Below are 24,323 nucleotides of genomic sequence, written 5' to 3'. Positions count from 1 at the left end.
ATTGTTTTTATAATGGGTATAAAAAAGTCCTGAAAGTTACGGAATTATTCAGGCAGAATTGCTGTAAAAGAAAAAATCCTGATGATTATCAGGATTTAATTTTTATTGTTTTACGATTTGCGTTACCTTTTGGGTGTTATCGCTTAAAATATAGCGAATCAGATATTTTCCGGGTTTTAATCTTTCAATATTGATCTCTCCGGAATTCATGTTGACAGAATAATTAGCTACCTGCGTTCCTAAAATTGAATAAAAGGTTACACTTTTGATCTTTAAAGAAGCATCTTTTGCTTTGATCAGAAGGAAATCTTTTGCTGGATTGGGATAAGCTACCAATACACCGTCATCAGACTTCTGTGAAGGGGAACCCGGCTCTCTCAGCTGTGCTTGCATATTGTTGGAAAACCCAACGAAAGCGCCTAAAAATATAAATAAAAGTAAAAGTTTTTTCATCAAATTATAATTTCTCGAATGTATTAAAACAAAAGTAAACAATTCTACAATTCTATACAATAGTTTTTTATATAAGTTGTAGTAAATTTGCAGAAACTTATTCAAAAAGTATTCCAAAATGATACATTCAAGAAATAGAAGACTTAGAGTTAATGAATCTATCAGAAGTTTAGTAAGAGAAAATATACTTACAACGGATGATTTTGTAATGCCTATCTTCGTAATGGAGGGCGAAAACCAGCAGGAGGCAATTCCGTCGATGCCTGGAATATTCAGGAGAAGCATAGATTTGACGGTGAAAGAATGTAAGGAATTATTTTCTTTGGGTGTAAAATCGGTCAATTTGTACATGAAAGTGTCGGAACATTTAAAAGACAATACCGGAAAAGAAGCCTGGAACAAAGACGGGCTGATGCAGCAGACGATCAAAGCGATCAAAGATGCCGTTCCGGGAATGATTGTAATGCCGGACGTAGCGCTGGATCCATATTCTATTTACGGGCACGACGGAATCATTGAAAACGGAAAAATCGTGAACGATGCTACCAATGAAGCATTAGCGCGGATGTCTGTTTCCCATGCCGAAGCCGGAGCTGACATTGTGGCTCCAAGTGATATGATGGACGGCAGAGTATTGGTTATTCGTGAAGCTTTGGAAGAAAGCGGATTTTCAGATGTGGGAATTTTAAGCTATTCCGCAAAATATGCAAGCTCTTTCTACGGGCCTTTCAGAAGTGCTCTGGACAGCGCTCCGAAAGACAGTATGGAAATTCCGAAAGATAAAAAAACATACCAGATGGATTTCCACAATTCACGCGAAGCCCTGAACGAAGTATTTAAAGATATTGACGAAGGAGCCGATATCATTATGATCAAACCGGGACTACCGTATCTGGATATTGTTTCCAAAGTACGGGAAGCCATTGACCTTCCGATTGCCGTTTATAACGTGAGCGGAGAATATGCCATGGTAAAAGCTGCAGCTCAGAACGGATGGCTGGATAATGATAAAACCATCATTGAAAGTCTTACCTGTTTCAAAAGAGCCGGCGCAGACATGATTTTCACCTACTTTGCGAAAGAAGCAGCCATGATTCTGAACAGATAAGTGTTAAATCTTATTTCGATTAACCATGCTGTTTGTCCTGATTAATTAAAAAATGAAATGTTGCAACATATAAATAGGCTGTTCACCGAACAGCCTATTTTCTTTAAAAACACTTCAAATCTGAGGTATTATATTTTTTTACCCGAAACAGGCATGATAGTAAGGACTTGAGGGTGTGATAGGATTTTCCCCGCCATTATCATTGATGCATACGTTCTTCGGACACAGATACCAGCCTCTTGGACAGTTGCCGTTGGCATCAGGAAATCTGATGTTTCCCCCACTGATGTTTTTCAATTCTTTTTTCGTTAGTTTTTTCATGAATAATATTTTTATTGGTTAAAAAAACTAAAGTAATAAAAATTTATCACATGATGTTGAAATCTTTTCCTTTTGTAAATTTAGCAGCAAAAGGAGCCTGATTTCCAGAGTATTTTAAAACAAAATGCTTCTTCGTGTCCGTATCTATTTTGGCATCCACTTCTACATTCTGAGTCTGGAAACTTACGTCCAGCCCCACTCCGGATTCCTTTTCCAGGAAAATCTCCACGCTTTCAGCATAGAAAAGAGAAGTGCTCAGATAATTGAACTTGATATTTTTCCGGTAAGTCTTGGATTTACTTTGCGTAAATAGTGAATAATTTTTCAGGATTTCAATTCCGGGAGAATCAATATTGGTAATTCTGGATTTCGTTACTCCATTAACCCGTACTGAAAAGCTTTTCGCGCTTTTGATATTTCCATTCACCCCGATATTGAATAAAGAAGGCAGCGAAAGGCCATATTCCACCATACTGTCTTTTGTAAACTCAAAATCGGGGATTAAAGCAGGATGTTTTGGTGTGTTGATCAGCTGTTCTTTCACAGTGTTAAGGATATCTCCCGAAAACAGATACCCGATGAGGTTGTTTCCCGTAGTTCTCCAGTTTCTGCCGTTCCATTCAAAGATTTCGCAGAGAAGGGTATCGGTGGAAGAATGGGGAAGTAGATCCATATCCTGCCATTTGAAAACCTCTTTGGCGTAAGGTCTCCTGTCTACAATATTAATACCCAGATCCAGGGCAAGCAGATCCGTCAGGTCTTGATTATTTTCCATAGTGAATTAATTCTTGATTTGGTGGTATAAAAGTAGGGAATAAAATTGATGTGAGGCGAAAAGGTAAAAGGGCAAAAATGCAAATTAGCGAATTTGCTTTCTCAGCCCTCTCAGCTCTCTTTGCTTTTACGCCCTTTTGCCATTTAGCTATTTCGCTTTTTAACCTCTCCTACAGCCATCCCTTCCTTCCATAAACATACGTGTCATCAAACTGCTTATCACTCATAAACAGGTAGAGAATTCCTTCGATAAAAGGAATAATAGAAGCCGCTCCAAAGGTGATGATATTAAGAACAAGCTGAATCACTCCTTCTTTGGTGTAGCCCAGATAGAACTTATTTAAAGCCAGCCAGCCTACAAGAATTCCCAGTATAGCCGCCGGAATTTTCTTCTCCGAACGATAAGATAATGAGTTTTGTTGGTTTTGATTTTGTGTGCCTTCCGTTTTGGTATATCCGTAATTTTCCATTGTTAATATATTTTGTGAGGTTAAATTAGTTCTCAATAGGTCGGATAAAATTTCAGGGAGTTACAGAATAGTTGTTTAATTTTTAATGCAGGCTAGAATTTCTCATAAAAACAGCCATATTCAATAGAAACAGGCTTTAGCTCATTAAAAAAATAATTATAATCTATATGGCTTTAGCCAAAACATAAATTCAATATCTTCATTCTGGGGTAACAAAAAATAAACCTGCGATTCAAAAAAAACCGGTTACCCTTTATAATCTAAAATTTGAATTCAAAAAAACTTTATCTTTGCTGCTATGATTTTACGTGGAGAAAATTTAATCAAAGAATACGGTCCTAAAAAGGTAGTAAAAGGGGTTTCTGTACAGGTTGAACAGGGAGAAATTGTCGGCTTGCTGGGCCCCAATGGAGCAGGAAAGACCACTTCGTTTTATATGATCGTAGGCTTGGTTAAGCCCACTTCCGGGAAGATTTTTCTGGATAAACAGGAAATCACCAGCGATGCCATGTACCGCAGAGCTCAGAAGGGAATCGGGTATCTGGCCCAGGAAGCTTCCATCTTCAGAAAACTTTCTGTAGAAGAAAATATTATGGGGGTTTTACAGCTTACCAAACTGTCTAAACGCGAGCAGCAGATTAAATGTGATGAGCTGATCGAAGAATTTTCTCTGCAGCATGTTCGTAAAAACAGAGGAGATCTTCTTTCCGGAGGGGAAAGACGTAGAACCGAAATTGCACGCTGTCTGGCTACCAGCCCCAACTTTATCCTTCTTGATGAGCCTTTCGCAGGGGTAGACCCTATTGCCGTGGAAGATATTCAGAAAATCGTGAGAAGCCTTGTAGATAAAAATATCGGGATCCTGATCACCGATCACAACGTACAGCAGACGCTGGCAATCACCAACAAAACCTACATTATGTTTGAAGGAAACATCCTGAAAGAAGGGCTTCCGGAAGACCTTGCGAATGATCCGCAGGTAAGAGAGGCCTATCTTGGTGAAAACTTTGTGTATCAGAGTATTTTAGACAAACCGAAAAGGAAAAAATATATTTACAATATCTGGGCCGGTAATTTTGATTCAAAACAGCAGTTCCAGGGATTTACGGATGAACATTTCAGTCAGTTTGACGATCTCAGATTAATGCATGGTATTGAAGATATCAGTTTCGCGTCACTGGCCAATTCAGAAATTGAATATATTTTCAATGAAGTGGTAGATAAGAATGCCAATAATTCGTTTGTTTTCCAAAGAAAAGAACTGAATTCCCATTATACGCTGGAGCAGGCAGAAGCAGAATCCAAAGCGGCCAGCCAACCTGAGCTGCATTATCTTACCACATATTTCTACGAAGGATAAGCAGACCTGCTGTAAAAAGTATTTGCTGAAAAATAGAATAAAACGTACCTTTTCTCTCGGAAACGGTACGTTTTTTAGTTAAATAATTTCTATGGCAAAACCTTTTAACAGAACCGTCACATTATTCGGGATCTATAAACAGCTTGTTCCGTTTATCAGGCCTTACCGTTTAATGATCTACGGGACCTTATTTCTTACTTTTTTAGGCGCTTTGGCTGCGCAGGTCAACCCTATTGTTTTAAAATATACCGTGGACGAGGTTACAAAACTGACCCATCTTCCGCATCCGATGTCTGAAGGAATTCATATTCTCGTCGTGATTTCTATTATTTTACTGGGGAAAGAGCTGCTTAATATTTTTATCAATTTCGGACAGAAATTTTATGGAGAAAAAATACGGATCAATGTCAGTTCTGTCCTGGCACAATCAGCCATTGACAAGATCCTGATGTACCGTGTAGCCTATTTCAACGATGAAAATCATGAATCAGGGAAGCTGCAGATCAGAATAGACCGCGGAATCGAAAGCCTGACCAGGCTGGTTCAGAACTTTTTTATCGATATACTGCCGCTGTTTTCCAATGCTATCATCGCTCTCATCATTATGTATATGCAGAATGTGTATGTGGGAATGGTGTCTACCATTATTGTCCCGATTTATTTTTATATCAGCTCACTGCAGGCAAAAAAACTGGGCGGAGTCCGCCGGCAGCTGAGAAATCAAAGGGAAAGAAAAACTTCAGGACTGCTGAATCTGATCAACTCCATTATGGTGATCAAAAGCTTTGTCCGTGAAAAATTTGAAGGAAAAAAACAGTACGATTTACAGATGGAACTGATGGAAAGCCAGATGTTCACCAGAAAGACCAACTTTATTTATGATGGTTTAAAAACTTTTATAGAGCAATTCGGGGTAGTGCTGATCATCCTTTTAACGGTCTATCTGGTGCTCGACCAGCAAATGACCATTGGCGCAATCATGCTTCATATCATGCTGTTCAATAATATTTCAGCTCCTATCCGACAGCTGCACAGGATTTATGACGATATGAATGATGCCATGATTTATGCCGAAGGCTATTTTGACATCCTGAATGCTGATGATGAAAAGGAACCTAACGGAACTTTTGTAGAAAAAGAGATCAAAGGAAATTTCGAATTAAAAAATGTAGACTTCAGCTACCCGAACGGAACACAGGCACTCCATAATGTTTCCATGAAAATAGAGAACGGGAAAACCACAGCGCTGGTGGGATTGAGTGGTGCCGGAAAATCTACCGTCATCAATCTTTTATGTAAATTTTACCTTCCGGATTCCGGAGAAATTGTATTGGACGGTGTTAATTTAAATGATTTTGACAATACATTCCTGAGAGACGATCTGGGACTGGTATTGCAGAAAAACCATATTTTCCAGGGAAGCATTGAAGACAACATCCGCTACGGGAATATGAATGCAAGTTTTGAAGAGATTCAGGAAGCCTCGAAAAAAGCGTATCTGCATGATCAGATCCTGGATCTTCCGGACGGTTACCAGCATGATGCCACCCAGCTTTCGGGAGGCCAGCAGCAGAGGATTGCTATTGCAAGGTTATTCCTGAAAAATCCTCCGATTATATTTCTGGATGAGCCTACGGCCAGTCTGGATGCTATTGCTACGGAACAGATTAAAAATTCACTGGATGCCATTAAGGAAGGAAGAACGGTGGTTATTATTTCCCATTCATTGTCACAGATTCTGGATTCCGATACCATCTATGTGATGAAAAAAGGAAGGGTTGTGGAAAGCGGAACCCATGATGAATTGGTGCAGCTCAACGGAACTTATCGGGAGATCTTTGATGCATCCGCAAGAAGTTTAAATCTGGACAAGCTGGTGAATTCTTTTAAGGAAAATTAATTTTCTGTTATTCACGCAGATTGAGCAGATTGAGCAGATTTTATTTTTTGTAAATCTTTGAAAAGTACGACTTAAAAAATCTTTAGATTTTTCTTAATTATTCTTATCTCCTTCATAAATCTTAATGTTTCAAAATCTATCCGCAACTATCTGTGAAAATCTGCTCAATTTGCTCAATCTGCGTGAAAATATAAATTACTTCACGGTACTTTTTTCAGCAACCTCATAAGTTCCCACATCAGCACCGAAAGCAATATTGATCCTGTTGTAGCTGTTGATGGCAATTACTGCCATAGTAAGATCTACCAGTTCAGTTTCGGAAAAATGTTTGATGGCTTCAGCATAAATTTCGTCAGAAACTTCCTTTCCGTTTAAAGAGGTGAGTGTCTCGGCCCAAAGCAATCCGGCCTTTTCTCTGTCGGTGTAAAAAGAACATTCTCTCCACGCACTGACCAGAAATATTCTCTGTTCAGTTTCACCATTTGCTCTTAATTCTTTAGAGTGCATATCCAGGCAGAAGGCACATCCGTTGATCTGCGAAACCCGGAAATACAGAAGCTCCAGAAATGAACGGTCAAGTGATGAATGCTGTACCTGAGATCCCATGTGGTGAAGGGCGTTTACAGCTTTGTTTCCCACTGCAAATGCATTGATTCTTTGTGACATAATAATTTGTTTTTGATTAATTATATGACAAATGTAGATCGCAATTTTCCGGAATTTTTTTACATATGATAAAAAACTATTTCTGGGCGCGGATTCTGCTTAAAGAAACCTGGGTGATCCCGATATAATCTGCCAGATCCCCGAGACTGATGCGCTGAATAAGATCCGGCCTTTGCTTCAGGAAATTATGGTAACGTTTTTTGCCCTCATCTTCAAGCATTTCACTGATTCTTCCCATCATATTGACAGGAGCCTTTTGATAAAGCTTACTGAAAAGCGTTTCTGCACTGTGATACTTTTTACACAAATTTCCGATCACGTCTTTATGAATCCTAAAGACTTCGCAGGGCTCCAGGGCAACGATCATGTATTTTGAAGGATTACCGGTTAAAAAGCCATTCAACTCTGTGAAAAAAGAATTTTCAGAAAAGAAAGTCATGATGAAATCCTTGTCACCATTGTCGAAAAAGAGCTTTACCAAGCCTGTTTCAAGGAAATAAAAATACCTGCAGGTTTCATCTCCTTTTAAAAGAAAATCTCCTTTCCGGTAAGTTTTTGATTCTAAATTTGATGCCAAAGCATCCATAACAGCTGGTTCAGGCTTACTTATGTTTTCAATGGTCTGAATAAAATGGATAGGATTCATATTCAAAAATAAGGGAATGAGTAAAGATTTAAATATATGCTGAGTTTAGAATAAGACATTTCCGTTTTTAATATGTTGTCAGGAAGCTTGAAGGCCGAAGAAGGAAGTTATTGAAATCTAAAATACAACTTTAAAGCAATTTTTATTAATTCTTTAAAACTGCCTGATCAAATTCCAGGGTGTTATTTAATATTAGCCGCCGGTATTAACCTCCAGCGTCCCTCTTCCAGCTTCCAGCCTTCTTTTCCGAACTCAGGTTAAATATAAATAAAAAGCAGGTCAGTTTATGTGATCCACCCAAAAAAGATTGATAGATTTGCTGTATCAATTATGAATGATCATTATCTTAAAAAACTGGACAGGGTAACAGCTATTCTCACACAGCTGCAGTCAAAACCTATGGTTAGGGCACAGGACCTTGCTGCAAAATTTGATGTCAGCATCCGGACGATCTACCGTGATGTGAAAACCCTTGAGAATGCAGGAATCCCGATTATAGGAGAAGCGGGAAACGGATATTCCCTTATGGATGGCTATAAACTCCCGCCTGTAATGTTTACCAAGCAGGAAGTCCTGAGCTTTATCACCGCGGAAAAACTGATGCAGAAATTTTCCCACGAAAGTCTCGGGAGCCATTATCAGACAGCCATGGAAAAAGTGCGTTCCGTACTCCGGCATTCAGATAAAAACCTGATCCGTGATATTGAAAAACAGATTGATGTTTATAACCACCATCCACGTTCAGAAGATACTGTTAAAAATGTAATTCCTACCATCCTTGAAAGCATTGCAGATAAAACACAACTGATCATTGAATATAAAACCGTAGATTCAAGGGTAACCAACAGAACCATAGAAGCTGTGGGAGTTTTTTTTGAGTTCAATTTCTGGTACATTATGGCTTTCTGCACATTGAGAAAAGACTTCAGGCAGTTCCGGGTAGACAGGATCCTTCAGATTTTGAAAACCCAGAACCCTTTTTCACAGGAATACGGGCAGATTAATGATTACAGGAGATATTCAAACGGTGAAAAAACAAGAGTGCGGCTTTTGGTGGAGAAAAAAATAATGGGACATATTGTTAATTCCAAAAGATATTACGGGATTATTGAAGAAAAGGAAACAGAGCATGGAATTGAAATGACCTTTGAGACGGAATGGATAGAAGAAGGCTTTCCGCGCTGGCTCATCACTTTTGCGGACTATGCTACTGTTTTGGAACCTGAATCTTTAAAAACAAAAGTGAGAAATATAGCCCGGGATATTTCCAAAAAATTGGAATAAAGGAAAATAATGCAATTTGATGGGTAACAACCGGAGTTCAGCATTTAATTGCTGACATTGGTAGCAAAATTGGCTGAATAAAATATTTTCTCCTGATTTTTGTTTAAATAGTAAAATATACAACGATCATGAAATCATTATTCTTACGCGGTTTTCTTTTGGCTGCATTCGTGTATTCCGGTATGCTTTCTGCCTGCTCGGTATTTTTATTAAAAGGAAAGGATCATTGCGTCGTAGGATTCAATGAGAACTGGAAAACCATGCCGGGCATGATCGTGGTAAACAAGCGTGACATTCAGAAAAGGAATATCAGCTGGGAAAACCTGACCACCGATAACCCGAAATCTACCAAAGAATGGATTTCAAAGTACGGATCGGTAACTTTCAATCTGCTCGGATATGATTTTCCCTGCTACGGAGTTAATGAAAAAGGGCTTTTCCTGGTTGAACTGTCTCTTGATGAAACCACGAAAGTATTCAATCCCAAACAGGCAAATATGTTCTGGGCCCAGTGGATTCAATACCAGCTGGATAATTATAAATCGGTACAGGAAGTGGTAGATCATCTGAATGAAGGACCTAATATAGACTGGTGGCCGGGGGCAGCCGGCAGTCACTTTTTCCTGAGTGATGCCAAAGGAAATACAGCGACCATTGCTTTACTTGACGGAAAATATAAAGTACTGACCGATAAAGATATGCCCATCCCTCTTTTGTGCAATAACCAATATAAAAAAGATTTTGAGAATGCTAAAAAATTTGATTTCTTAGGCGGCAGTGAAAAATTTGAATTGACAAAGGACGGAAAATGGGAAGACCGCTACAACCGTGCTTATTATATGCTGGGAAACTATAAGTATGACAAAAAGCCTGTAGATTACGCATGGAACATCCTGAATTCAATCTATGCAGGAGAATGGCAGACTGTAATTGATGTGAAAAATATGAATCTCTATTTCCGTTCGGATCTGAAAAAAGAAATTAAAACTGTTGATCTCCATAAGCTGGATTTCTCTGCTAATGGTTCCGTTAAATTTTTAGATATTCATACGGAAAGCCTGGGGACTGTAAATGATAAGTTTCAGGTTCTTACTTTGAAGAAGAATAATGAATATGTAGAAAAAGGATTTCCCATCGGATATGATAACAAGGAATTTGGGACTTCAAAAACCTTCGTTAAATTGAAAGAAAATATCATCAAATTCTTTACAAATATTTTACCTGAATAAAAAACAAGCTCCGGCTTCACATTCGTGAAGCCGGAGCTTTGGAAATTTATATAATTTGAATAAAAGAAACTTTTATTTTCAGGTAAAAGACAAAAATCAGAAACAACAAAATCCGGGGTGTCTGTATTTAATAAATGGATAATCTGAATGGAGCTTGCGATTCTGCCGTTTCATCTTTTTGTCTGTTTTGTATCATGATTTTAAGCCTGAACAAAGGCATCAGTGATCCTAAAATCTCTCCCAAAAAAAAGGGGGCTCAATTCCTAAAGTTCTCAAATATGCATATCCCTGACCTCTGTGGTGGATTTCATTGTCTACGAAATAAAGAATATTCTGGTAAACAGGAAACTCATACTGCCCGAATAGATTGAAGGTTTCCTGGAAACGTTCCTCTGAGATCTGATTGAAATAATGATTGATCACTTCAGTTTCTTCGTCCCATTTTTTCAGGATCTCTTCTTTGGTTTTTGGGTTAAAACCTTCTTCATTGTAGGCTTCCATATTTTCGTTGATGATTCCCTTTAATGCAGGTCCTGCAATGCTGATAAGTTCTACGGCCAGTTTTGCGAAAGGTCTCATACCGCCTACTGAAAACTCGAATAATTCTTTTTCAGGGAAAGCTTCAATCACTCTTCTTGTCAGGTTTCTGTGTCCTTGCCAGTGCTCTAATAATTGATCAGTGCTCATGAATTGTTTGGTGGCTGTTGCTGTAGTTGTCATAATAGTATTGTTTTGTTTGTTATTGTTGATACAAAGATATGACGGCGTTATGACAACAGTTTGTCAGTAGGATTTTGAAGGTTAAAAAATATTTTTTCTTTATTAAAATATATGGGAAGGTTTCCCGTTTAAATGTAAATTGCATTAATAAAACATCAGTAATTAAACTCAAGAAATGAAGAAGTATATTTTGCCCGTTATTCCTGTTTTTTTATTAATATCATGTAATAAGATCGAAGAGAAGATAGACCAGACGGTTCAGAAAACTACAGAAACTGTGCAGCAGAAAGCCCAGCAGGCCGTTGAAGAAACAGTTAAAAAAACGGTTAGTGAATCCATTAATTCTCTGGCCAACTCCCAGGACGTAAAATTTAATGAAGTATTTCCCGATGGCGGAAAACCAATAGTGACCGAAGATACCGGAAAGAAATTCAAATTTCCCAATGGTTCTGAAGGATATATCTTTAAATATAAATCAGATATCGCTGTCCTGCTTCCCTTTCTGGAAAAACAGCCTGCTTCCGATGAAAATAAATCAGACAAAACAGCCCGTAAAATAGACGGCCAGAGCATTATTGATAAAATAAGCTTTATCTCCAAATTTCTCCCCGAAAATACTTTTGATACCAGCTTCCTGGATGATATCAAAAACGATAAAAATATAGAATATTACCGACTGAAAAGGTTTCCCAACAACAGTACTATAATCTATAACCCTAAAACCCAGACCATCATACAATATGTAGAGGTAAATAAATAATTTGTGAGTGGCCGGATTTATCCGGTCATTTTTTTACATAGTCATTGACAAACATTCGCGATGCAGTCTCAATCTGTTGAAAATACTTTTTAGACCAGATGAAAATCATTTTATCCTATTGTCTGCTATTTATTTTATCAGACAGAATAGGAAGTTATTATTATTTTTTTTCAGATTATTAATAGGTCACTTCATATTTTGTAAATCAAGTCTTATTTTTTATAGAATAATAATAATATTCATTGCATAGTTTGATGAATGTATTTTCAACATATTTTCATTTTTGATATTTAATATTGATATTTTTGCTAGATTTATTGAATTATTGACAACGTATGAAAGGAAAATCATTTAATAAAAAAATCTGTGTATTAGTGTTAAGCGGAGCGGGTACTATGGCATATGCTCAGGAAGGTGTAAAAGAAAATAATATAGATGAGGTCGTGGTTACTACAGGTAGAACTAAGCCCAGAACTATCATTACATCAGCAATTCCTATCGATAATATTTCGGCAGTACAGCTAAAATCCACAGGACAAATTACTTTTGATAAAGCTTTAACATACTCGGTACCCTCTTTTAATTCGTCACAGCAAACCGTTTCTGATGCAACGGCTCATTTTGATCCGGCAGACTTAAGGGGATTAGGGCCTTCCAGAACATTAGTTTTGGTTAATGGTAAAAGAAAAAATCAAAGCGCTTTAATTTACGTAAATGATACGCCGGGAAAAGGTGAGGTAGGTACGGATCTGAAGAGTATTCCATCCGCTGCCTTACAGAATGTAGAGGTTTTAAGAGATGGTGCCTCTGCACAGTATGGTTCTGACGCTATTGCAGGAGTGATCAATATTATTCTTAAGAACAGCGTTGGAAAAAGTACAGTCAATCTTTTTTCAGGTATTACTTCAAAAGGAGACGGCTTTAATATCGGAGCAGATTTTAATACAGGAATCAGAGTTGCAAAAAATGGAAGTTTGAATCTTACATTGGGATATTCTTCCCAAAATAGAACTAACCGTGCGGGGTCTGTTACAAAAGATGGACTTTTTGATGTGGATAATGCCTGGACGCAGGCTAATCCTGGTTTGGGAATGATTATAGGGCAGCCGGACACAAAAGTTGCCAATATGTTTGTGAATTTTGAATTGCCAACAGGTGAAACAGGTAAGTTTTATGCTTTTGGTGGTACCACTTACAGGAATGGAACCAGTTATGGTTTGTATAGAACACCCTATTGGGTAAGTTCAGATTTTGGTTTATTAACTCCAAATGGACAACCTTACAATGGATTTCAACCGGAATTTAAAACAGATGTTTATGATTATAATTTAACCTCCGGGTGGAAGGGCATGTTTGGAAAATGGAGTTTTGATGGTAGTGCTACCTTCGGCTCCAATGCGGTAGATTATGTTGTAGGAAACACGATTAATACGTCTTTGGGTGGAAATTCACCAACCCGTTTTAAAGCGGGTGGTCATCAGTTTAGTAATATTATAGGAAACATAGATATCAACCGGAATTTTGGTACGTTTGTTTTAGGAGCCGGCGTTGAAGTACGTAATGAGAACTATCAGGCAAATGCAGGAGAGGAGGCATCTTATATAGGAAGTGGTGCAGAATCATTTCCAGGACTGCAGCCTCAGAATGAAATCAATAAAAATCGTCAGAATATCGGAGCTTATGTGAATTCTGAATGGGATGTTACGAAAAACTTCTTACTTGGAGGAACTGTGAGGTATGAAAACTTTAGCGATTTTGGAAATAATGTTTCCTGGAAAGGAAATGCAAGATATAAATTGCTGGATGATAAATTAGTTTTCCGCGGGTCTGTTTCTACGGGATTTAGGGCACCTTCATTACACCAGATTTATTATTCTAATGTTCAAACCAAAATTACAGGGAATACGGTAGCTAATCAGGGTACTTTTAACAATGACTCTCAAATTGTAAGATCAGATCTTGGGGTACAAAAATTAAATGCTGAAAAAGCATTTAACATTACCGGGGGGCTTGCTGTAAAACCTTTTAAGAACCTGACGATTACAGCAGATTATTATAGAATAAAAATTAAAGACCGGGTACTTTTCTCAGGAGATATTGGTTACAAGACCGGTGCTCCGGGTAGTCCGGATATAACAAACCCTGTGGAAGTAATATTAGACAATAATAAAATTACCTCGCTGAAGTTTTTCACGAATGCTGTAAATACAGTTACTGAAGGGGTAGATTTCGTAGCTAATTATTATACTTCCGCTATTGGGAAAGGAAGATTGGGTGTTATTGCTGCTTTCAATTATAACGAAACTAAAATAGTAGATAATATTGCCGTTCCGTCTATTTTGGCTGAAAATGGTTATTCAGAAAACTTTTTTGACAGAAAAGAACAATCCAGAATTATCTCTGCAAGGCCAAAAACAAAAACTATTCTTAGTCTTTCGTATGACATTTCAAAGCTTAACTTTAACCTTAATAATACATATTTTGGTTCTGTTACATGGCAACATGCAACTGATCCTGCCAAAGACCAGACATTTTCCGGTAAGGTGATTACAGACATCGTTTTAACATATAAAATCACCAAAGATCTTAAAGTTTCCGGAGTCGTCAATAATTTATTTAATATTTATCCCGATGTAATAGACAGTAAAGGAGATGTAGTAACAGATCTTGGAGGAAGGTTCAAATATCCCTGGGAGGTCAACCAGTTCGGATTTAACGGAACAACTTTCCAGCTAAATGTTAATTATACTTTTTAATCTGTAAATAAAAAAATTAGCATTGCTGTATCATACTTACCAAAGGGAAAGTAATCCAAAAAATATAAAACCCGCCTACGTAAATATTAACTGACATTAATTTCTAATGTCAGTTTTATTTTTTCAGACCGAATAGGAAGCTATTCCTACATTTTACTTTTTACATTGTTCAAAATAAAGTAATTTAGTAGTATGAAAATTTACACGAAAACAGGAGATAAAGGACAGACCGCTTTATATGGCGGTACAAGGGTTTCCAAAGCCAGTGCCAGAGTAGACAGCTATGGAAATATAGATGAGCTCAACTCATTCATCGGGATTTCAAAAAGCCATATTGAAGACGAAGAAGTCTTGAAGCAGCTGAAGAAAATTCAGTTTGATCTGTTTACAGTAGGCTCGGAAGCAGCTACACCAGCTGATAAATTAATGCTGGCCAACGGAAAATCACGTCTGCCGTTGATTATTTCCGAAACCGAAATCGAAGAACTGGAACAGTGGATGGATGCTTTTGAAGAAAAACTGGAGCCCCTTCAGTATTTTATTCTTCCCGGAGGTGGAAAACCGGCTACTTTTTTACATGCGGCAAGAACCATCTGCAGAAGGGCAGAACGCTCCCTTGTCTTCTTAAATGAAGCGGAAGAAGTGCGCCCGGAACTGATCAAATACCTGAACAGGCTTTCGGATTATCTTTTCGTCCTGGCCAGATATATTTCAAAACTAAATAACGAACCGGAAGAATACTGGAACCCGAATGAAAGGTAAAGTATTGCTTTTTATCAATGGAGAGGCTCCGGAAATACTTCCTAATGCATCTGACTATAAGCTCATTGCCTGTACGGACGGGGCTTTTCATTACCTGAAAAGATTAGGTTTTCCGCTGGATAAGCTGGATTTTATTTCCGGTGATTTTGATTCCCATTCAGGATCAGATGAAAATATCTATCATGAAAAGTTTATTCATACGCCTGATCAGGACAAAACAGATTTTCATAAAGCACTGGACCTTATTGCAGAAAAAGGATTTGATACAGTGGATGTTTTTGGCGGAAGTGGTGGTGAGCAGGATCATTTTTTAGGAAATCTTACCGTTGCTTATGCTTTTAAAGGTTATTTGGATATAAAATTTTACGATGAGTTTTCAGAATATTATTTTATACCAAAGAAATTTGAGCTGAAAAAGGTTAAAAATAAAATGATTTCCCTGTATCCTTTTCCTGCGGTTGAAAATATAACAACAAAAGGTCTCAACTGGCCTTTAACCAACGGAAGCTTAAGCATCACTTCAAGAATAGGAACCCGGAATTTCGCCGTTGAAGATGAGGTTTCCATTGAATATGAAAAAGGAGATCTGTTGATTTTTATCGGAAAAAAATATTTATAAGTAAACATCAATACAATCAATAGGGATGGGCTTTAGCCCATTCAAAAAAATATAAATCCTGATTGGCTTTAGCCAAAATATAAAAAATTACACGAACATCTGTGAAAATCCGTGCAATCCGTGGTTAATAAATGAAAAATCTCATCAAAATATCATTTCTGATCCTCTCATTATTCTGCGTGTTCTCATGCAAAACACAAGATTTTTCCACTCCTGAATACGGAAAAAAAGAAAGCGGAAAGCCTATTCAGATTAAAAAAGTTTACAATTTCCGGACGGTAGGGAATATTAAAAATTCCGAAGGAAGGATTTTAAAAGAAGGTAAATTCTATAGAAGCGGCCATCTTCATAAACTGAAGAAAAAATCATTCAGGGAACTGGAAAATTTAGGAATAAAAGAGGTTATTGATCTCAGGAATTATAAAGAAATTGCTGATAAACCGGATCAGCTTCCGGGTGATATGATGTATAAAAAATATTCAGCTTTTGAAGATGAAGGAGATCAGCTCACCCAGTCACGAAAACTGGTTCTGAAAGGAAAAGTAAACGGTTCCGATGCAGACAAAAGAATGACAGATTTCTACCGTGAATATGTAACGGAAAATCCCGAAGTCATCAGAAAAATCATTACTGAAATCCTGGAATCGGATCAGCCGGTTCTGTACCATTGTACCGCAGGAAAAGACAGGACAGGAATCACTACGGCTTTGATCTTAAGTATTTTAAAATTTGATAAAGAAACCATTTACAACGACTATCTTTTATCCAATAATTACAGAAAAAAACTGGTGGATAAAAGACTCAGGCTCGCGAATAATTTACATTTTCTCTATCCGAAAATGGATGTAAAAGTCCTTGAAAAACTCAGTTGGGTAGAAACCGCGTATCTGGATGCTGCTTTTGATGAAATCAATAAGAAATACGGCTCATTGGATGCTTATATTCAAAAGGTTTTGGGAATTTCAGAAGATAAGAGAGAAGAATATATCAGGAAGTTTACAAATTGATAATCTGCTGAGGTTTTCGATGGCTCCTCTTTTGAAATTTATAATAAATTTAACGTTCAAAAATCAAACTTTTTTAGCAATTTTGCATTTCGTAATTCACTTGTCAAGAAATGAAAATAAAGTACTCGGAACTTATTGATCAGACATTGTATTTTCCTACAGAGGAATTTAATGTTTCTGAGAACAATTTGTTATTTCACGATGTTCCTTTAATGGAAGTCGTTGAAAAATTTGGCACCCCGCTAAAAATTAGCTACCTGCCGAGAATTTCTCAAAATATCCAGAAGGCGAAAAGCTGGTTCAGGGAAGCTTTTGAGAAGACCGAATATAAAAAGAATTATACCTATTGCTACTGTACAAAATCCAGTCATTTTAATTTTGTGCTTGAAGAAGCTCTTAAGAATGATATTTCTATAGAAACTTCTTCTGCATACGATATGGATATTGTAAAATCTCTTTACGAAAAAGGGAAAGTAGATAAAAATATTGAAGTGATCTGTAACGGATTCAAAACAGATGATTATCTGGTGAAGATTTCCGAGATGATCAACAGCGGTTTTGAAAATATTACCCCGATTCTGGATAATTACCGTGAGCTGGACAAACTTACTGAAAGCATTGATACCACTTTTGATATCGGGATCAGAATTGCTTCGGAAGAAGAGCCGAAATTCGAATTTTATACCTCAAGACTGGGGATCGGGTATAGAGATATTATTCCTTACTACAGCCAGAAGATTGCGGAGCATCCGAATGCAAGACTGAAAATGCTTCACTTCTTTATTAATACCGGAATCAAAGATACCGCCTATTACTGGAACGAATTATACAAATGTCTTCGTGTGTATGCGCGTCTGAAGAAAATCGCTCCTGAAGTGGATTCTCTGAACATCGGTGGAGGTTTCCCGATTAAAACATCTTTAAATTTCGAATACGATTACCAGTACATGGTGGAAGAAATCGTTTCGCAGATCAAAAAATTCTGTGAAGAGGAAGGAGTGGAAGAACCTAATATTTATACGGAATTCGGAAGCTTTACCGTAGGGGAAAGTGGCGCCAACCTGTATAAAATTATCTCTCAGAAACGTCAGAACGACAGGGAAAAATGGAATATGATTGATTCCTCATTCATGACCACGCTTCCTGATACATGGGCTATTTCAAGACACTTTATCATGCTTCCGCTGAACAGATGGGAAGATACCTATGAAAGAGTATTCCTGGGCGGGTTAACCTGTGATTCGGATGATTATTATAATTCCGAGCAGCATACCAATGCGATCTATCTGCCGGTTTTCAGTGATACAAAGCCTCTGTACATCGGATTTTTCCATACGGGAGCCTATCAGGAAACAATCGGGGGCTATGGTGGAGTACATCACTGCCTGATGCCACAGCCGAGACACGTCCTGATCCAGAAAGATGAAAACGGTGATCTGCAATATGAAATTTTCCGTGAAAAACAGGAACCGGAAGATATTCTGAAAATCCTGGGTTACTAATAATGACAACGTCATTGCGAGGAACGAAGTGACGAAGCAATCTCACTTAATAATCTTAACCACTTAATAGATTCTTAATGGTTAAATATTAAAGAATTAAGATTTTTATGAAGTTTTAGAATAATTAAGATCTCTAATAAAGCAAAGCTCTCAAAATTTGAGAGCTTTTTCATTTAAAAATATTTTGAAAGCTTATCAAGTTCCAGGTCTTCAAAATCTGAAACCACGATATCTGCTAAAGTATAATCCTGATTTTTTGAATGAGGGCTTCTGTAGGCTGCACAGAAGATTCCGGCCCTGTGTGCCGCAAGAATTCCATTCGTGGAATCTTCAATCACCATGCAGTTTTGTACAGGTTCTCCAGCAGTTTCTGCCGCTAAAAGAAATACTTCTGGATGAGGTTTGGATTCTTTAAGATCTGCACCGCTGATTTTTCCACAAAAATACTGTTCAAGGTCAAATTTCTCAAACACCATATTGATCGTCGTCATCGTCGCCGAAGAAGCAAGGATGAGCTTGATTCCGTTTTCATGATAATGTTTGATCAGATCCTTTACACCGGGGATCAGATCAAAATCCTCATCGTTATCAAAATAATTCTTGAAATGGGCTCTTTTGATAGCAGAAGCGGTCTCATGAGTTTGTGTTAAACTGTATTTTGAGATCAGTGTTTCAAATACCCTTTTGGTGGAAGCCCCGGTGAAAGAGCTGTACAGCTCTTCGGAAACAGCAATTTCCAGTTCGTCAAATGTGGTGAAATAAGCTTTTCTGTGCAGTGGTTCCGTATCTACAATAACCCCGTCCATATCGAAAAGAACAGCTTTTAAGGACATATCTTCTTTTTTACAAAAATAGGGTTTAATATTTAAAGGCAAAAGTTGTGAGTTATGAGTTATGAATTATAAATTTTGAGTTTTGAATTTTATTCAGACTTAGAACTCCTCACTTCCAACTTATCATTTATAATTCATAACTTATAACTCAAACAGTATTTCGTATCTTTGCGATAAATATTTCAATCTTTAAATTATTTAATTTTTTAATTAATAAATTATACATGAGAACATACGCAGGAATTCCTGAAGAAAATGCGACGTTGGAAAACGCTAAAGTAATGCTGGTAACCGTTCCTTACGATGGAACGTCAACATGGGGAAAAGGTGCTGATAAAGGCCCTGAATTATTCTTAAATGCTTCCGAAAACATGGAGCTTTACGATATTGAAACAGGAACTGAGCCTTACCTTGATGGAGTGTTTCTTGCCGGTGAAATTTCCGAAAACTCAACTCCCGAAGCAATGACGGAAGCCGTTTACCAGAAAACCAAAGAGCTTCTGAACAACGAAGGGAAAGTATTTACGCTTTTCGGAGGTGAACACTCTGTTTCTATCGGTTCTATCCGTGCAGTAGGAGAGAAGTTTGAAAACCTTACCGTTCTTCAGCTGGATGCACACACAGATTTACGTCCTGAATTCCACGGATCTACTTCCAATCATGCCTGTGCGGTTTTTGAAGCCAATCAGAAACATAATCTGGTTCAGGTGGGAATCCGTTCCATGGATGGTGAGGAAGCGCAATATCTGCCGGAAGGAAGAGTTTTCTTTGCCCATGAAATTGCCAATAATGATAACTGGATCAATGATGTGCTGGAAAAAGTTTCCGGAAATGTGTATATCACCATCGATCTTGATGCTTTTGATCCTTCCATCGCGCCTTCTACAGGAACTCCGGAGCCGGGCGGACTTCAGTGGTATCCAACATTGGAACTGTTGAGAAAAGTATTTGAAAAATGCAATGTAGTAGCTTTTGATATTGTAGAATTAATGGATTCTCCAATGGCTAAGCCAACCGCTTTCCTTGCGGCAAAACTGTATTATAAAATGCTGGCCTACAACCATATTTATAACAACAACTAAATTCCGCAAGAATCAGATTTTTTCTGCCGTATATTCTTTGGAAATTTGTGAGGTAAAAAAGAAATACTATGTCCACACAAAATCAGATAGATTATAACAGGATTGCTAAAGCGATAGAATATATCCAGAGCAATTTCAGGCTTCAGCCAGGTTTGGAGGAAGTGGCGGAAAATATTCACCTGAGCCCGGCTCATTTCCAGAAGATATTCACGGAATGGGCGGGAACAAGTCCTAAAAAGTTTTTACAGTTCATCAGTCTTGAGCATGCTAAAAACTTATTGAAGGAAGAAAAAGCGAGTTTATTTGACACCGCATACGAGACCGGATTTTCCAGCACTAGCAGGCTTCATGACCTCTTTGTGAAAATAGAAGGAATGTCTCCGGCGGAATATAAAAACGGCGGAAAAAGCCTGAACATCAATTACAGTTTTTCCAAAAGTCCTTTTGGATATGTAATGGCAGCATCCACAGAAAAGGGAATCTGCTATATGGCTTTTGAAGACGATAAAGAAACCGCATTGGGAAATTTATATGCTAAGTTTCCCAATGCTTCTTTTTTTGAAAAGCAGGATGCACTTCAGAAAAACGCACTGTCCATTTTCAGTCAGGACTGGACGAAACTCAACACGATTAAATTACACCTCAAAGGAACTGATTTTCAGCTTAAAGTCTGGGAAAGTCTTCTTTCTATCCCAATGGGAAAACTATCCACCTACGGAAATCTGGCCGAAAAGATCGGAAACCCGAACGCTTCCAGAGCTGTAGGAACTGCCATTGGCAGTAATCCTGTTGCATTCCTTATCCCATGTCACCGTGTGATACAGTCTACAGGGAATATCGGAGGCTACCGCTGGGGAAGCAGCAGAAAACAGCTGATGGTGGGCTGGGAAAGTTCACACGTTTATACAGGATAGCTTATTTTTAAACCACAAAAGACGCAAAAGTCTTTTTAATACTTAAGTTATTGTAAACTTTTAACTATCAGAATAACATGAACACTTAAGTTCTATGAAAATCTCTGATTTTCTTCTGACATAAACTCAAATTATTCTTCGGTATTTTTAAACTTCACTCTAAAATGTTTAAAAAAATTTTGTGTGTTTTGTGTCAAAATAAAATCATTAAGACATTTTACATTGTACATTAGTACGTAATACATTATACATTCTACATTTTACAAAAAAACTCCATGAACAGCCTCTTTGAAGACATATCAGAATATCCGTTGAATATCCTTCCCAATGACGGAACCGTCCATTATTATGGAAAGGTGTTTAATAAAGAAAAATCTGATCATTTTTATGACTACCTGCTTCATCAGATCCCGTGGGAAAACGATGAAGCGATCATCTTTGGAAAATTAATTTTAACGAAAAGAAAAGTAGCCTGGTTTGGGGAAAAAGCTTTTGAATACACCTATTCAAAACGGACCAAATATGCAAAATTCTGGACTCCCGAACTGTTAGAATTAAAGAGGACATGTGAAGAGATTTCCGGAGAAACCTACAATTCCTGTCTTCTTAATCTCTACCACGATGGAAGTGAGGGAATGGCGTACCACAGCGACAGTGAAAAGGATCTCAAAAAACACGGAGCCATAGCATCCCTGACTTTCGGGGCAGAAAGAAAATTCCTGTTTAAGCATAAAACTACCAAAGAAAAAATTGAAATTTTCCTGGAAGACGGAAGCCTCCTGATCATGAAAGGAACCACCCAGGATCACTGGCTGCACAGGTTACCGCCAACTACCAAAATAAAAACCCCGCGAGTCAATCTTACGTTCAGAACGATTGAGGAGTAAAAAAGTAAGGTGGCTTCGAGTACCTCAGCCACCTTACTTTTTTGTTTATAAAATCATCGCGTCTATCATATTGAATTTTTGAAGATAAATATTCCCGAAAGGTAGTGGGTGGCTGAGGTACTCGAAGCCACCTTCCCCATAAAAAAATCCGGTCGCTGAAGTTCTCAAAGCGACCGGATTTTTATTTAAGAAAATAATTTTAATATAGTATTGATGGCTGAGGTAATCGAAGCCACCATTATTATTTCTATTTCAACACCTCTGCCTCAATAGAACTGTCATTATACACCTTAATAAAAGCCTTCGTATAATCTTGTTTCGTAGCGAAATTAGGATTCTCCATGAATTTTTGCGGATTGATGGCAAAAAGCGGCCACCATGTGCTGCTGATCTGGATCTGGATTTTATGCCCTTTCTTAAATGTATGCACTACATCCTGCAGTCTGAAATTAACGGCAGTTTTCTGGCCAGGTACCAGGGCTTCTCCTTTTTCCCTTGAGTTTCTGAAACGGGCAGGCATGATTTCACTTCTTACCATCTGATGATAGTTAGGATAAATCACACCGTCTTTCTTTTCCTTAGGTTTAAAATCTTCAGGATACACATCGATCAGTTTTACGGCAAAATCCGCATCCGTAGAAGAGGAAGCGATATTTAATTTAGCCATGATTTCTCCTGCAAAGCTAATGTCATCCGTTAAAACATCGGTAGTAAATGTAAGAACATCCGGTCTTCCTACAGCAAATCTCTGGTCTTCGGACATATAATTTTTAGGCGTAAAACCATTGAAATCTTTCAGGTTATCTGAGTTCAAAACCGGATTATTCGGGTCGCTGTAATATTCTGAAAAGCCTTGTCCTGCTGAGTTTTTCAGAGTTCCGTCCGTTAAGTAGAAATTAACTTTCTGAGCATTTTTAGGAGGATAGGAAGCAAACTCTTTCCATTCTTTAGCTCCGGTATCATACATTAAAGCTTCCGGAAGGCCGGCGTCTTCTTTGGTATTTCCTTTTAAGTAATGAGTGAAAAATTTGGTTTCAATATTCTTCTGATAGTAGGTTGCAATGCTGTCCCCGAAATAGATCTGGTTATGGAAATGTTTTCCCTGTTCATGCGCCCATGCTCCGTGGGAGAAAGGTCCCATTACAATTGTATTTTTAGCTTTCGGACTTGTTTTTTCTATGGTTTTGTAGATATTCAGAGGTCCTGAAAGATCTTCCGCGTCAAACCAGCCTCCAACGGTCATCACCGCGTGGTTTACATTTTTTAAATGGGGAAGAAGGTTTCTTTTCTGCCAGAATTCATCATAGTTGGGATGATTCATAATCTCGGTCATGAAGAAATTGTTTTTGTAGTATTTTTCATAGCCGTCTTTTAGCGTTCCCATATCCCTGTAGAACTTAAGACCGTCCTCAGACGTCTGTTTCACGAAAGTATCCATATACCACGCCTTGTTTTCAGGCTTTGTTTTCTGAATCCCAAAAACAGGGAACGTTCTGAAATAACCCAGCATAAATCTGCCGTTATGAAGAAAATCATCATTCCAGAAATCAGAGATAGGAGCCTGTGGAGATGAAGCTACCAGAGCGGGATGCTGCGCCAGGATTCCTACCGCGGTATAAAATCCCGGGTATGAAGTTCCGTATTGGCCGGCCTTTCCGTTGTTGTCTTTGATGTTTTTCAAAAGCCATTCTATCGTGTCATACGTATCGGTGCTTTCATCGATGTCTTTTTTTGTTTTGCGGTCCACCTGAGGCGTCATATTGGTGAAAACACCTTCACTCATATACCGTCCGCGTACATCCTGAAATACAAAAATATATTTGTCCTTCATCAGGTATTGATTGGGCCCCAGTTTGGCTTTATATTCGTTTTCACCGTAAGGCGCTATGCTGTAGCAGGTTCTCTGCATCAGGAAAGGATATTTGTTTTTGTTTGAAATATCTTTCGGGATGTACACCGAAGTGAACAGTTTCACTCCGTCACGCATCGGGATGTAGAATTCCTTTTTGGTGAAATTATCTTTTACAAAAGTATCTTTCTGGTCCGGAGCCTGTGCGCTTCCCAGGATGAAAAAGAAAATAAACAAAATTGAAATATGGATCTTCATAAATAAAATTTACCGCTAATTTAAAAATAAAATAGCTCCGGTGCGCACATACACTCAATCTTTCAAAAGAAATGAGAACAATAAGGGAGCTAAAGAAATCCTTTTAATTTTTTTATCTGCTTCATCTGCAAAATCTGCGTGAGTTTATTTCTCGCAGATTTTG

At 37.9% G+C, this 24,323-nt stretch carries 22 protein-coding genes and 1 pseudogene; 14 read left to right on the top strand and 9 right to left on the bottom strand.

The genetic code is table 11. The annotated features are described in order from the left end of the window. Positions 1 to 102 precede the first annotated feature (102 nt). A complete protein-coding gene (locus B7E04_RS19870; protein WP_080780273.1) occupies positions 103 to 453 on the bottom strand; it encodes a T9SS type A sorting domain-containing protein in 351 nt (116 codons plus the stop codon). A 118-nt stretch (positions 454 to 571) separates the two neighbouring features. Between B7E04_RS19870 and hemB the strand changes: the two genes are divergently transcribed. Continuing rightward, on the top strand, positions 572 to 1,561 hold the full coding sequence (hemB, locus tag B7E04_RS19865; protein WP_080780272.1) for a porphobilinogen synthase: 990 nt from the start codon (positions 572 to 574) through the stop codon (positions 1,559 to 1,561). A gap of 138 nt (positions 1,562 to 1,699) precedes the next feature. Here the strand turns inward: hemB and B7E04_RS19860 are convergent, their stop codons facing one another. The 3 genes from B7E04_RS19860 to B7E04_RS19850 form a co-directional block, all read right to left on the bottom strand. After that, entirely contained in the window at positions 1,700 to 1,882 is a 183-nt protein-coding gene (locus tag B7E04_RS19860) for a bacteriocin (RefSeq protein ID WP_062649257.1), read from the bottom strand. Positions 1,883 to 1,928: 46 nt separating this feature from the next. After that, positions 1,929 to 2,657 carry a hypothetical protein gene (locus B7E04_RS19855; RefSeq protein WP_080780271.1) on the bottom strand — a complete coding sequence of 243 codons (729 nt, stop codon included), beginning with the start codon at positions 2,655 to 2,657 and terminating at the stop codon, positions 1,929 to 1,931. Positions 2,658 to 2,826: 169 nt separating this feature from the next. Then, complete coding sequence (locus tag B7E04_RS19850) at positions 2,827 to 3,126, bottom strand: TM2 domain-containing protein (protein ID WP_080780270.1); 300 nt, start codon at positions 3,124 to 3,126, stop codon at positions 2,827 to 2,829. 298 nt (positions 3,127 to 3,424) lie between these two features. Between B7E04_RS19850 and lptB the strand changes: the two are divergent. Further along, positions 3,425 to 4,150, top strand: a pseudogene (gene lptB / locus B7E04_RS19845) (LPS export ABC transporter ATP-binding protein); the annotation flags it as partial. A gap of 508 nt (positions 4,151 to 4,658) precedes the next feature. Next, positions 4,659 to 6,386: an ABC transporter ATP-binding protein gene (locus tag B7E04_RS19840; RefSeq protein WP_080780756.1), complete on the top strand. Its 1,728-nt coding sequence runs from the start codon at positions 4,659 to 4,661 to the stop codon at positions 6,384 to 6,386. Between the two features lie 195 nt (positions 6,387 to 6,581). On the opposite strand, the gene B7E04_RS19835 is transcribed toward B7E04_RS19840, so the two are convergent. After that, positions 6,582 to 7,052 (bottom strand): carboxymuconolactone decarboxylase family protein, encoded by a 471-nt coding sequence (locus tag B7E04_RS19835; RefSeq protein WP_080780268.1) that lies wholly within the window; start codon positions 7,050 to 7,052, stop codon positions 6,582 to 6,584. A gap of 76 nt (positions 7,053 to 7,128) precedes the next feature. Next, a complete protein-coding gene (locus tag B7E04_RS19830) occupies positions 7,129 to 7,698 on the bottom strand; it encodes a Crp/Fnr family transcriptional regulator (protein WP_080780267.1) in 570 nt (189 codons plus the stop codon). Between the two features lie 330 nt (positions 7,699 to 8,028). Between B7E04_RS19830 and B7E04_RS19825 the strand changes: the two genes are divergently transcribed. Continuing rightward, on the top strand, positions 8,029 to 8,982 hold the full coding sequence (locus B7E04_RS19825; RefSeq protein WP_080780266.1) for a helix-turn-helix transcriptional regulator: 954 nt from the start codon (positions 8,029 to 8,031) through the stop codon (positions 8,980 to 8,982). Between the two features lie 128 nt (positions 8,983 to 9,110). Continuing rightward, positions 9,111 to 10,211 (top strand): linear amide C-N hydrolase, encoded by a 1,101-nt coding sequence (locus B7E04_RS19820; RefSeq protein ID WP_080780265.1) that lies wholly within the window; start codon positions 9,111 to 9,113, stop codon positions 10,209 to 10,211. 228 nt (positions 10,212 to 10,439) lie between these two features. Here B7E04_RS19820 and B7E04_RS19815 read toward each other — a convergent pair whose 3' ends face one another. Then, complete coding sequence (locus B7E04_RS19815; protein WP_080780264.1) at positions 10,440 to 10,931, bottom strand: DinB family protein; 492 nt, start codon at positions 10,929 to 10,931, stop codon at positions 10,440 to 10,442. Positions 10,932 to 11,106: 175 nt separating this feature from the next. On the opposite strand from B7E04_RS19815, the gene B7E04_RS19810 reads away from it, so the two are divergent. The 6 genes from B7E04_RS19810 to B7E04_RS19785 all read left to right on the top strand — a co-directional run bounded on the left by B7E04_RS19810 (position 11,107) and on the right by B7E04_RS19785 (position 18,337). Next, complete coding sequence (locus tag B7E04_RS19810; RefSeq protein WP_080780263.1) at positions 11,107 to 11,691, top strand: hypothetical protein; 585 nt, start codon at positions 11,107 to 11,109, stop codon at positions 11,689 to 11,691. 335 nt (positions 11,692 to 12,026) lie between these two features. Then, positions 12,027 to 14,447, top strand: a complete 2,421-nt coding sequence (locus B7E04_RS19805; protein WP_080780262.1) for a TonB-dependent receptor plug domain-containing protein — start codon at positions 12,027 to 12,029, stop codon at positions 14,445 to 14,447. Positions 14,448 to 14,639: 192 nt separating this feature from the next. Continuing rightward, positions 14,640 to 15,209, top strand: coding sequence for a cob(I)yrinic acid a,c-diamide adenosyltransferase (locus B7E04_RS19800; protein ID WP_080780261.1), 570 nt, complete (start codon positions 14,640 to 14,642; stop codon positions 15,207 to 15,209). Continuing rightward, positions 15,199 to 15,828, top strand: a complete 630-nt coding sequence (locus B7E04_RS19795; protein WP_080780260.1) for a thiamine diphosphokinase — start codon at positions 15,199 to 15,201, stop codon at positions 15,826 to 15,828. Before B7E04_RS19800 ends, B7E04_RS19795 begins: the two co-directional genes overlap by 11 nt. A 131-nt stretch (positions 15,829 to 15,959) precedes the next feature. Continuing rightward, positions 15,960 to 16,835 carry a tyrosine-protein phosphatase gene (locus B7E04_RS19790; RefSeq protein ID WP_080780259.1) on the top strand — a complete coding sequence of 292 codons (876 nt, stop codon included), beginning with the start codon at positions 15,960 to 15,962 and terminating at the stop codon, positions 16,833 to 16,835. Between the two features lie 110 nt (positions 16,836 to 16,945). Continuing rightward, positions 16,946 to 18,337: a type III PLP-dependent enzyme domain-containing protein gene (locus B7E04_RS19785; protein WP_062649231.1), complete on the top strand. Its 1,392-nt coding sequence runs from the start codon at positions 16,946 to 16,948 to the stop codon at positions 18,335 to 18,337. Positions 18,338 to 18,510: 173 nt separating this feature from the next. Here the strand turns inward: B7E04_RS19785 and B7E04_RS19780 are convergent, their stop codons facing one another. Continuing rightward, the gene (locus tag B7E04_RS19780; RefSeq protein ID WP_080780258.1) at positions 18,511 to 19,170 is read right to left on the bottom strand and encodes an HAD family hydrolase; all 660 of its coding nucleotides are present in this window, start codon (positions 19,168 to 19,170) and stop codon (positions 18,511 to 18,513) included. A gap of 224 nt (positions 19,171 to 19,394) precedes the next feature. Between B7E04_RS19780 and speB the strand changes: the two genes are divergently transcribed. The 3 genes from speB (at position 19,395) to B7E04_RS19765 (ending at position 22,053) form a co-directional block, all read left to right on the top strand. Beyond that, positions 19,395 to 20,252 carry an agmatinase gene (gene speB, locus B7E04_RS19775; RefSeq protein ID WP_080780257.1) on the top strand — a complete coding sequence of 286 codons (858 nt, stop codon included), beginning with the start codon at positions 19,395 to 19,397 and terminating at the stop codon, positions 20,250 to 20,252. 68 nt (positions 20,253 to 20,320) lie between these two features. Further along, complete coding sequence (locus B7E04_RS19770; RefSeq protein WP_080780256.1) at positions 20,321 to 21,166, top strand: bifunctional helix-turn-helix domain-containing protein/methylated-DNA--[protein]-cysteine S-methyltransferase; 846 nt, start codon at positions 20,321 to 20,323, stop codon at positions 21,164 to 21,166. Positions 21,167 to 21,441: 275 nt separating this feature from the next. Then, complete coding sequence (locus B7E04_RS19765; RefSeq protein WP_080780255.1) at positions 21,442 to 22,053, top strand: alpha-ketoglutarate-dependent dioxygenase AlkB family protein; 612 nt, start codon at positions 21,442 to 21,444, stop codon at positions 22,051 to 22,053. Positions 22,054 to 22,300: 247 nt separating this feature from the next. Here the strand turns inward: B7E04_RS19765 and B7E04_RS19760 are convergent, their stop codons facing one another. Beyond that, on the bottom strand, positions 22,301 to 24,160 hold the full coding sequence (locus B7E04_RS19760) for a CocE/NonD family hydrolase (RefSeq protein ID WP_080780254.1): 1,860 nt from the start codon (positions 24,158 to 24,160) through the stop codon (positions 22,301 to 22,303). Between the last annotated feature and the right edge of the window lie 163 nt (positions 24,161 to 24,323).

This window comes from Chryseobacterium phocaeense (genome assembly GCF_900169075.1).
GTDB lineage: Bacteria > Bacteroidota > Bacteroidia > Flavobacteriales > Weeksellaceae > Chryseobacterium > Chryseobacterium phocaeense.
Note: the sequence above shows the minus strand (reverse complement) of the source record. Positions and strands in the feature narration are given on the sequence as shown.

Excerpts from the sequence above, each read along its gene's own strand:
- B7E04_RS19870 (WP_080780273.1), bottom strand. The coding sequence starts at position 453 with ATGAAAAAACTTTTACTTTTATTTATATTTTTAGGCGCTTTCGTTGGG.
- hemB (WP_080780272.1), top strand. The coding sequence starts at position 572 with ATGATACATTCAAGAAATAGAAGACTTAGAGTTAATGAATCTATCAGA.
- B7E04_RS19860 (WP_062649257.1), bottom strand. The coding sequence starts at position 1,882 with ATGAAAAAACTAACGAAAAAAGAATTGAAAAACATCAGTGGGGGAAAC.
- B7E04_RS19855 (WP_080780271.1), bottom strand. The coding sequence starts at position 2,657 with ATGGAAAATAATCAAGACCTGACGGATCTGCTTGCCCTGGATCTGGGT.
- B7E04_RS19850 (WP_080780270.1), bottom strand. The coding sequence starts at position 3,126 with ATGGAAAATTACGGATATACCAAAACGGAAGGCACACAAAATCAAAAC.
- B7E04_RS19840 (WP_080780756.1), top strand. The coding sequence starts at position 4,659 with ATGATCTACGGGACCTTATTTCTTACTTTTTTAGGCGCTTTGGCTGCG.
- B7E04_RS19835 (WP_080780268.1), bottom strand. The coding sequence starts at position 7,052 with ATGTCACAAAGAATCAATGCATTTGCAGTGGGAAACAAAGCTGTAAAC.
- B7E04_RS19830 (WP_080780267.1), bottom strand. The coding sequence starts at position 7,698 with ATGAATCCTATCCATTTTATTCAGACCATTGAAAACATAAGTAAGCCT.
- B7E04_RS19825 (WP_080780266.1), top strand. The coding sequence starts at position 8,029 with ATGAATGATCATTATCTTAAAAAACTGGACAGGGTAACAGCTATTCTC.
- B7E04_RS19820 (WP_080780265.1), top strand. The coding sequence starts at position 9,111 with ATGAAATCATTATTCTTACGCGGTTTTCTTTTGGCTGCATTCGTGTAT.
- B7E04_RS19815 (WP_080780264.1), bottom strand. The coding sequence starts at position 10,931 with ATGACAACTACAGCAACAGCCACCAAACAATTCATGAGCACTGATCAA.
- B7E04_RS19810 (WP_080780263.1), top strand. The coding sequence starts at position 11,107 with ATGAAGAAGTATATTTTGCCCGTTATTCCTGTTTTTTTATTAATATCA.
- B7E04_RS19805 (WP_080780262.1), top strand. The coding sequence starts at position 12,027 with ATGAAAGGAAAATCATTTAATAAAAAAATCTGTGTATTAGTGTTAAGC.
- B7E04_RS19800 (WP_080780261.1), top strand. The coding sequence starts at position 14,640 with ATGAAAATTTACACGAAAACAGGAGATAAAGGACAGACCGCTTTATAT.
- B7E04_RS19795 (WP_080780260.1), top strand. The coding sequence starts at position 15,199 with ATGAAAGGTAAAGTATTGCTTTTTATCAATGGAGAGGCTCCGGAAATA.
- B7E04_RS19790 (WP_080780259.1), top strand. The coding sequence starts at position 15,960 with ATGAAAAATCTCATCAAAATATCATTTCTGATCCTCTCATTATTCTGC.
- B7E04_RS19785 (WP_062649231.1), top strand. The coding sequence starts at position 16,946 with ATGAAAATAAAGTACTCGGAACTTATTGATCAGACATTGTATTTTCCT.
- B7E04_RS19780 (WP_080780258.1), bottom strand. The coding sequence starts at position 19,170 with ATGTCCTTAAAAGCTGTTCTTTTCGATATGGACGGGGTTATTGTAGAT.
- speB (WP_080780257.1), top strand. The coding sequence starts at position 19,395 with ATGAGAACATACGCAGGAATTCCTGAAGAAAATGCGACGTTGGAAAAC.
- B7E04_RS19770 (WP_080780256.1), top strand. The coding sequence starts at position 20,321 with ATGTCCACACAAAATCAGATAGATTATAACAGGATTGCTAAAGCGATA.
- B7E04_RS19765 (WP_080780255.1), top strand. The coding sequence starts at position 21,442 with ATGAACAGCCTCTTTGAAGACATATCAGAATATCCGTTGAATATCCTT.
- B7E04_RS19760 (WP_080780254.1), bottom strand. The coding sequence starts at position 24,160 with ATGAAGATCCATATTTCAATTTTGTTTATTTTCTTTTTCATCCTGGGA.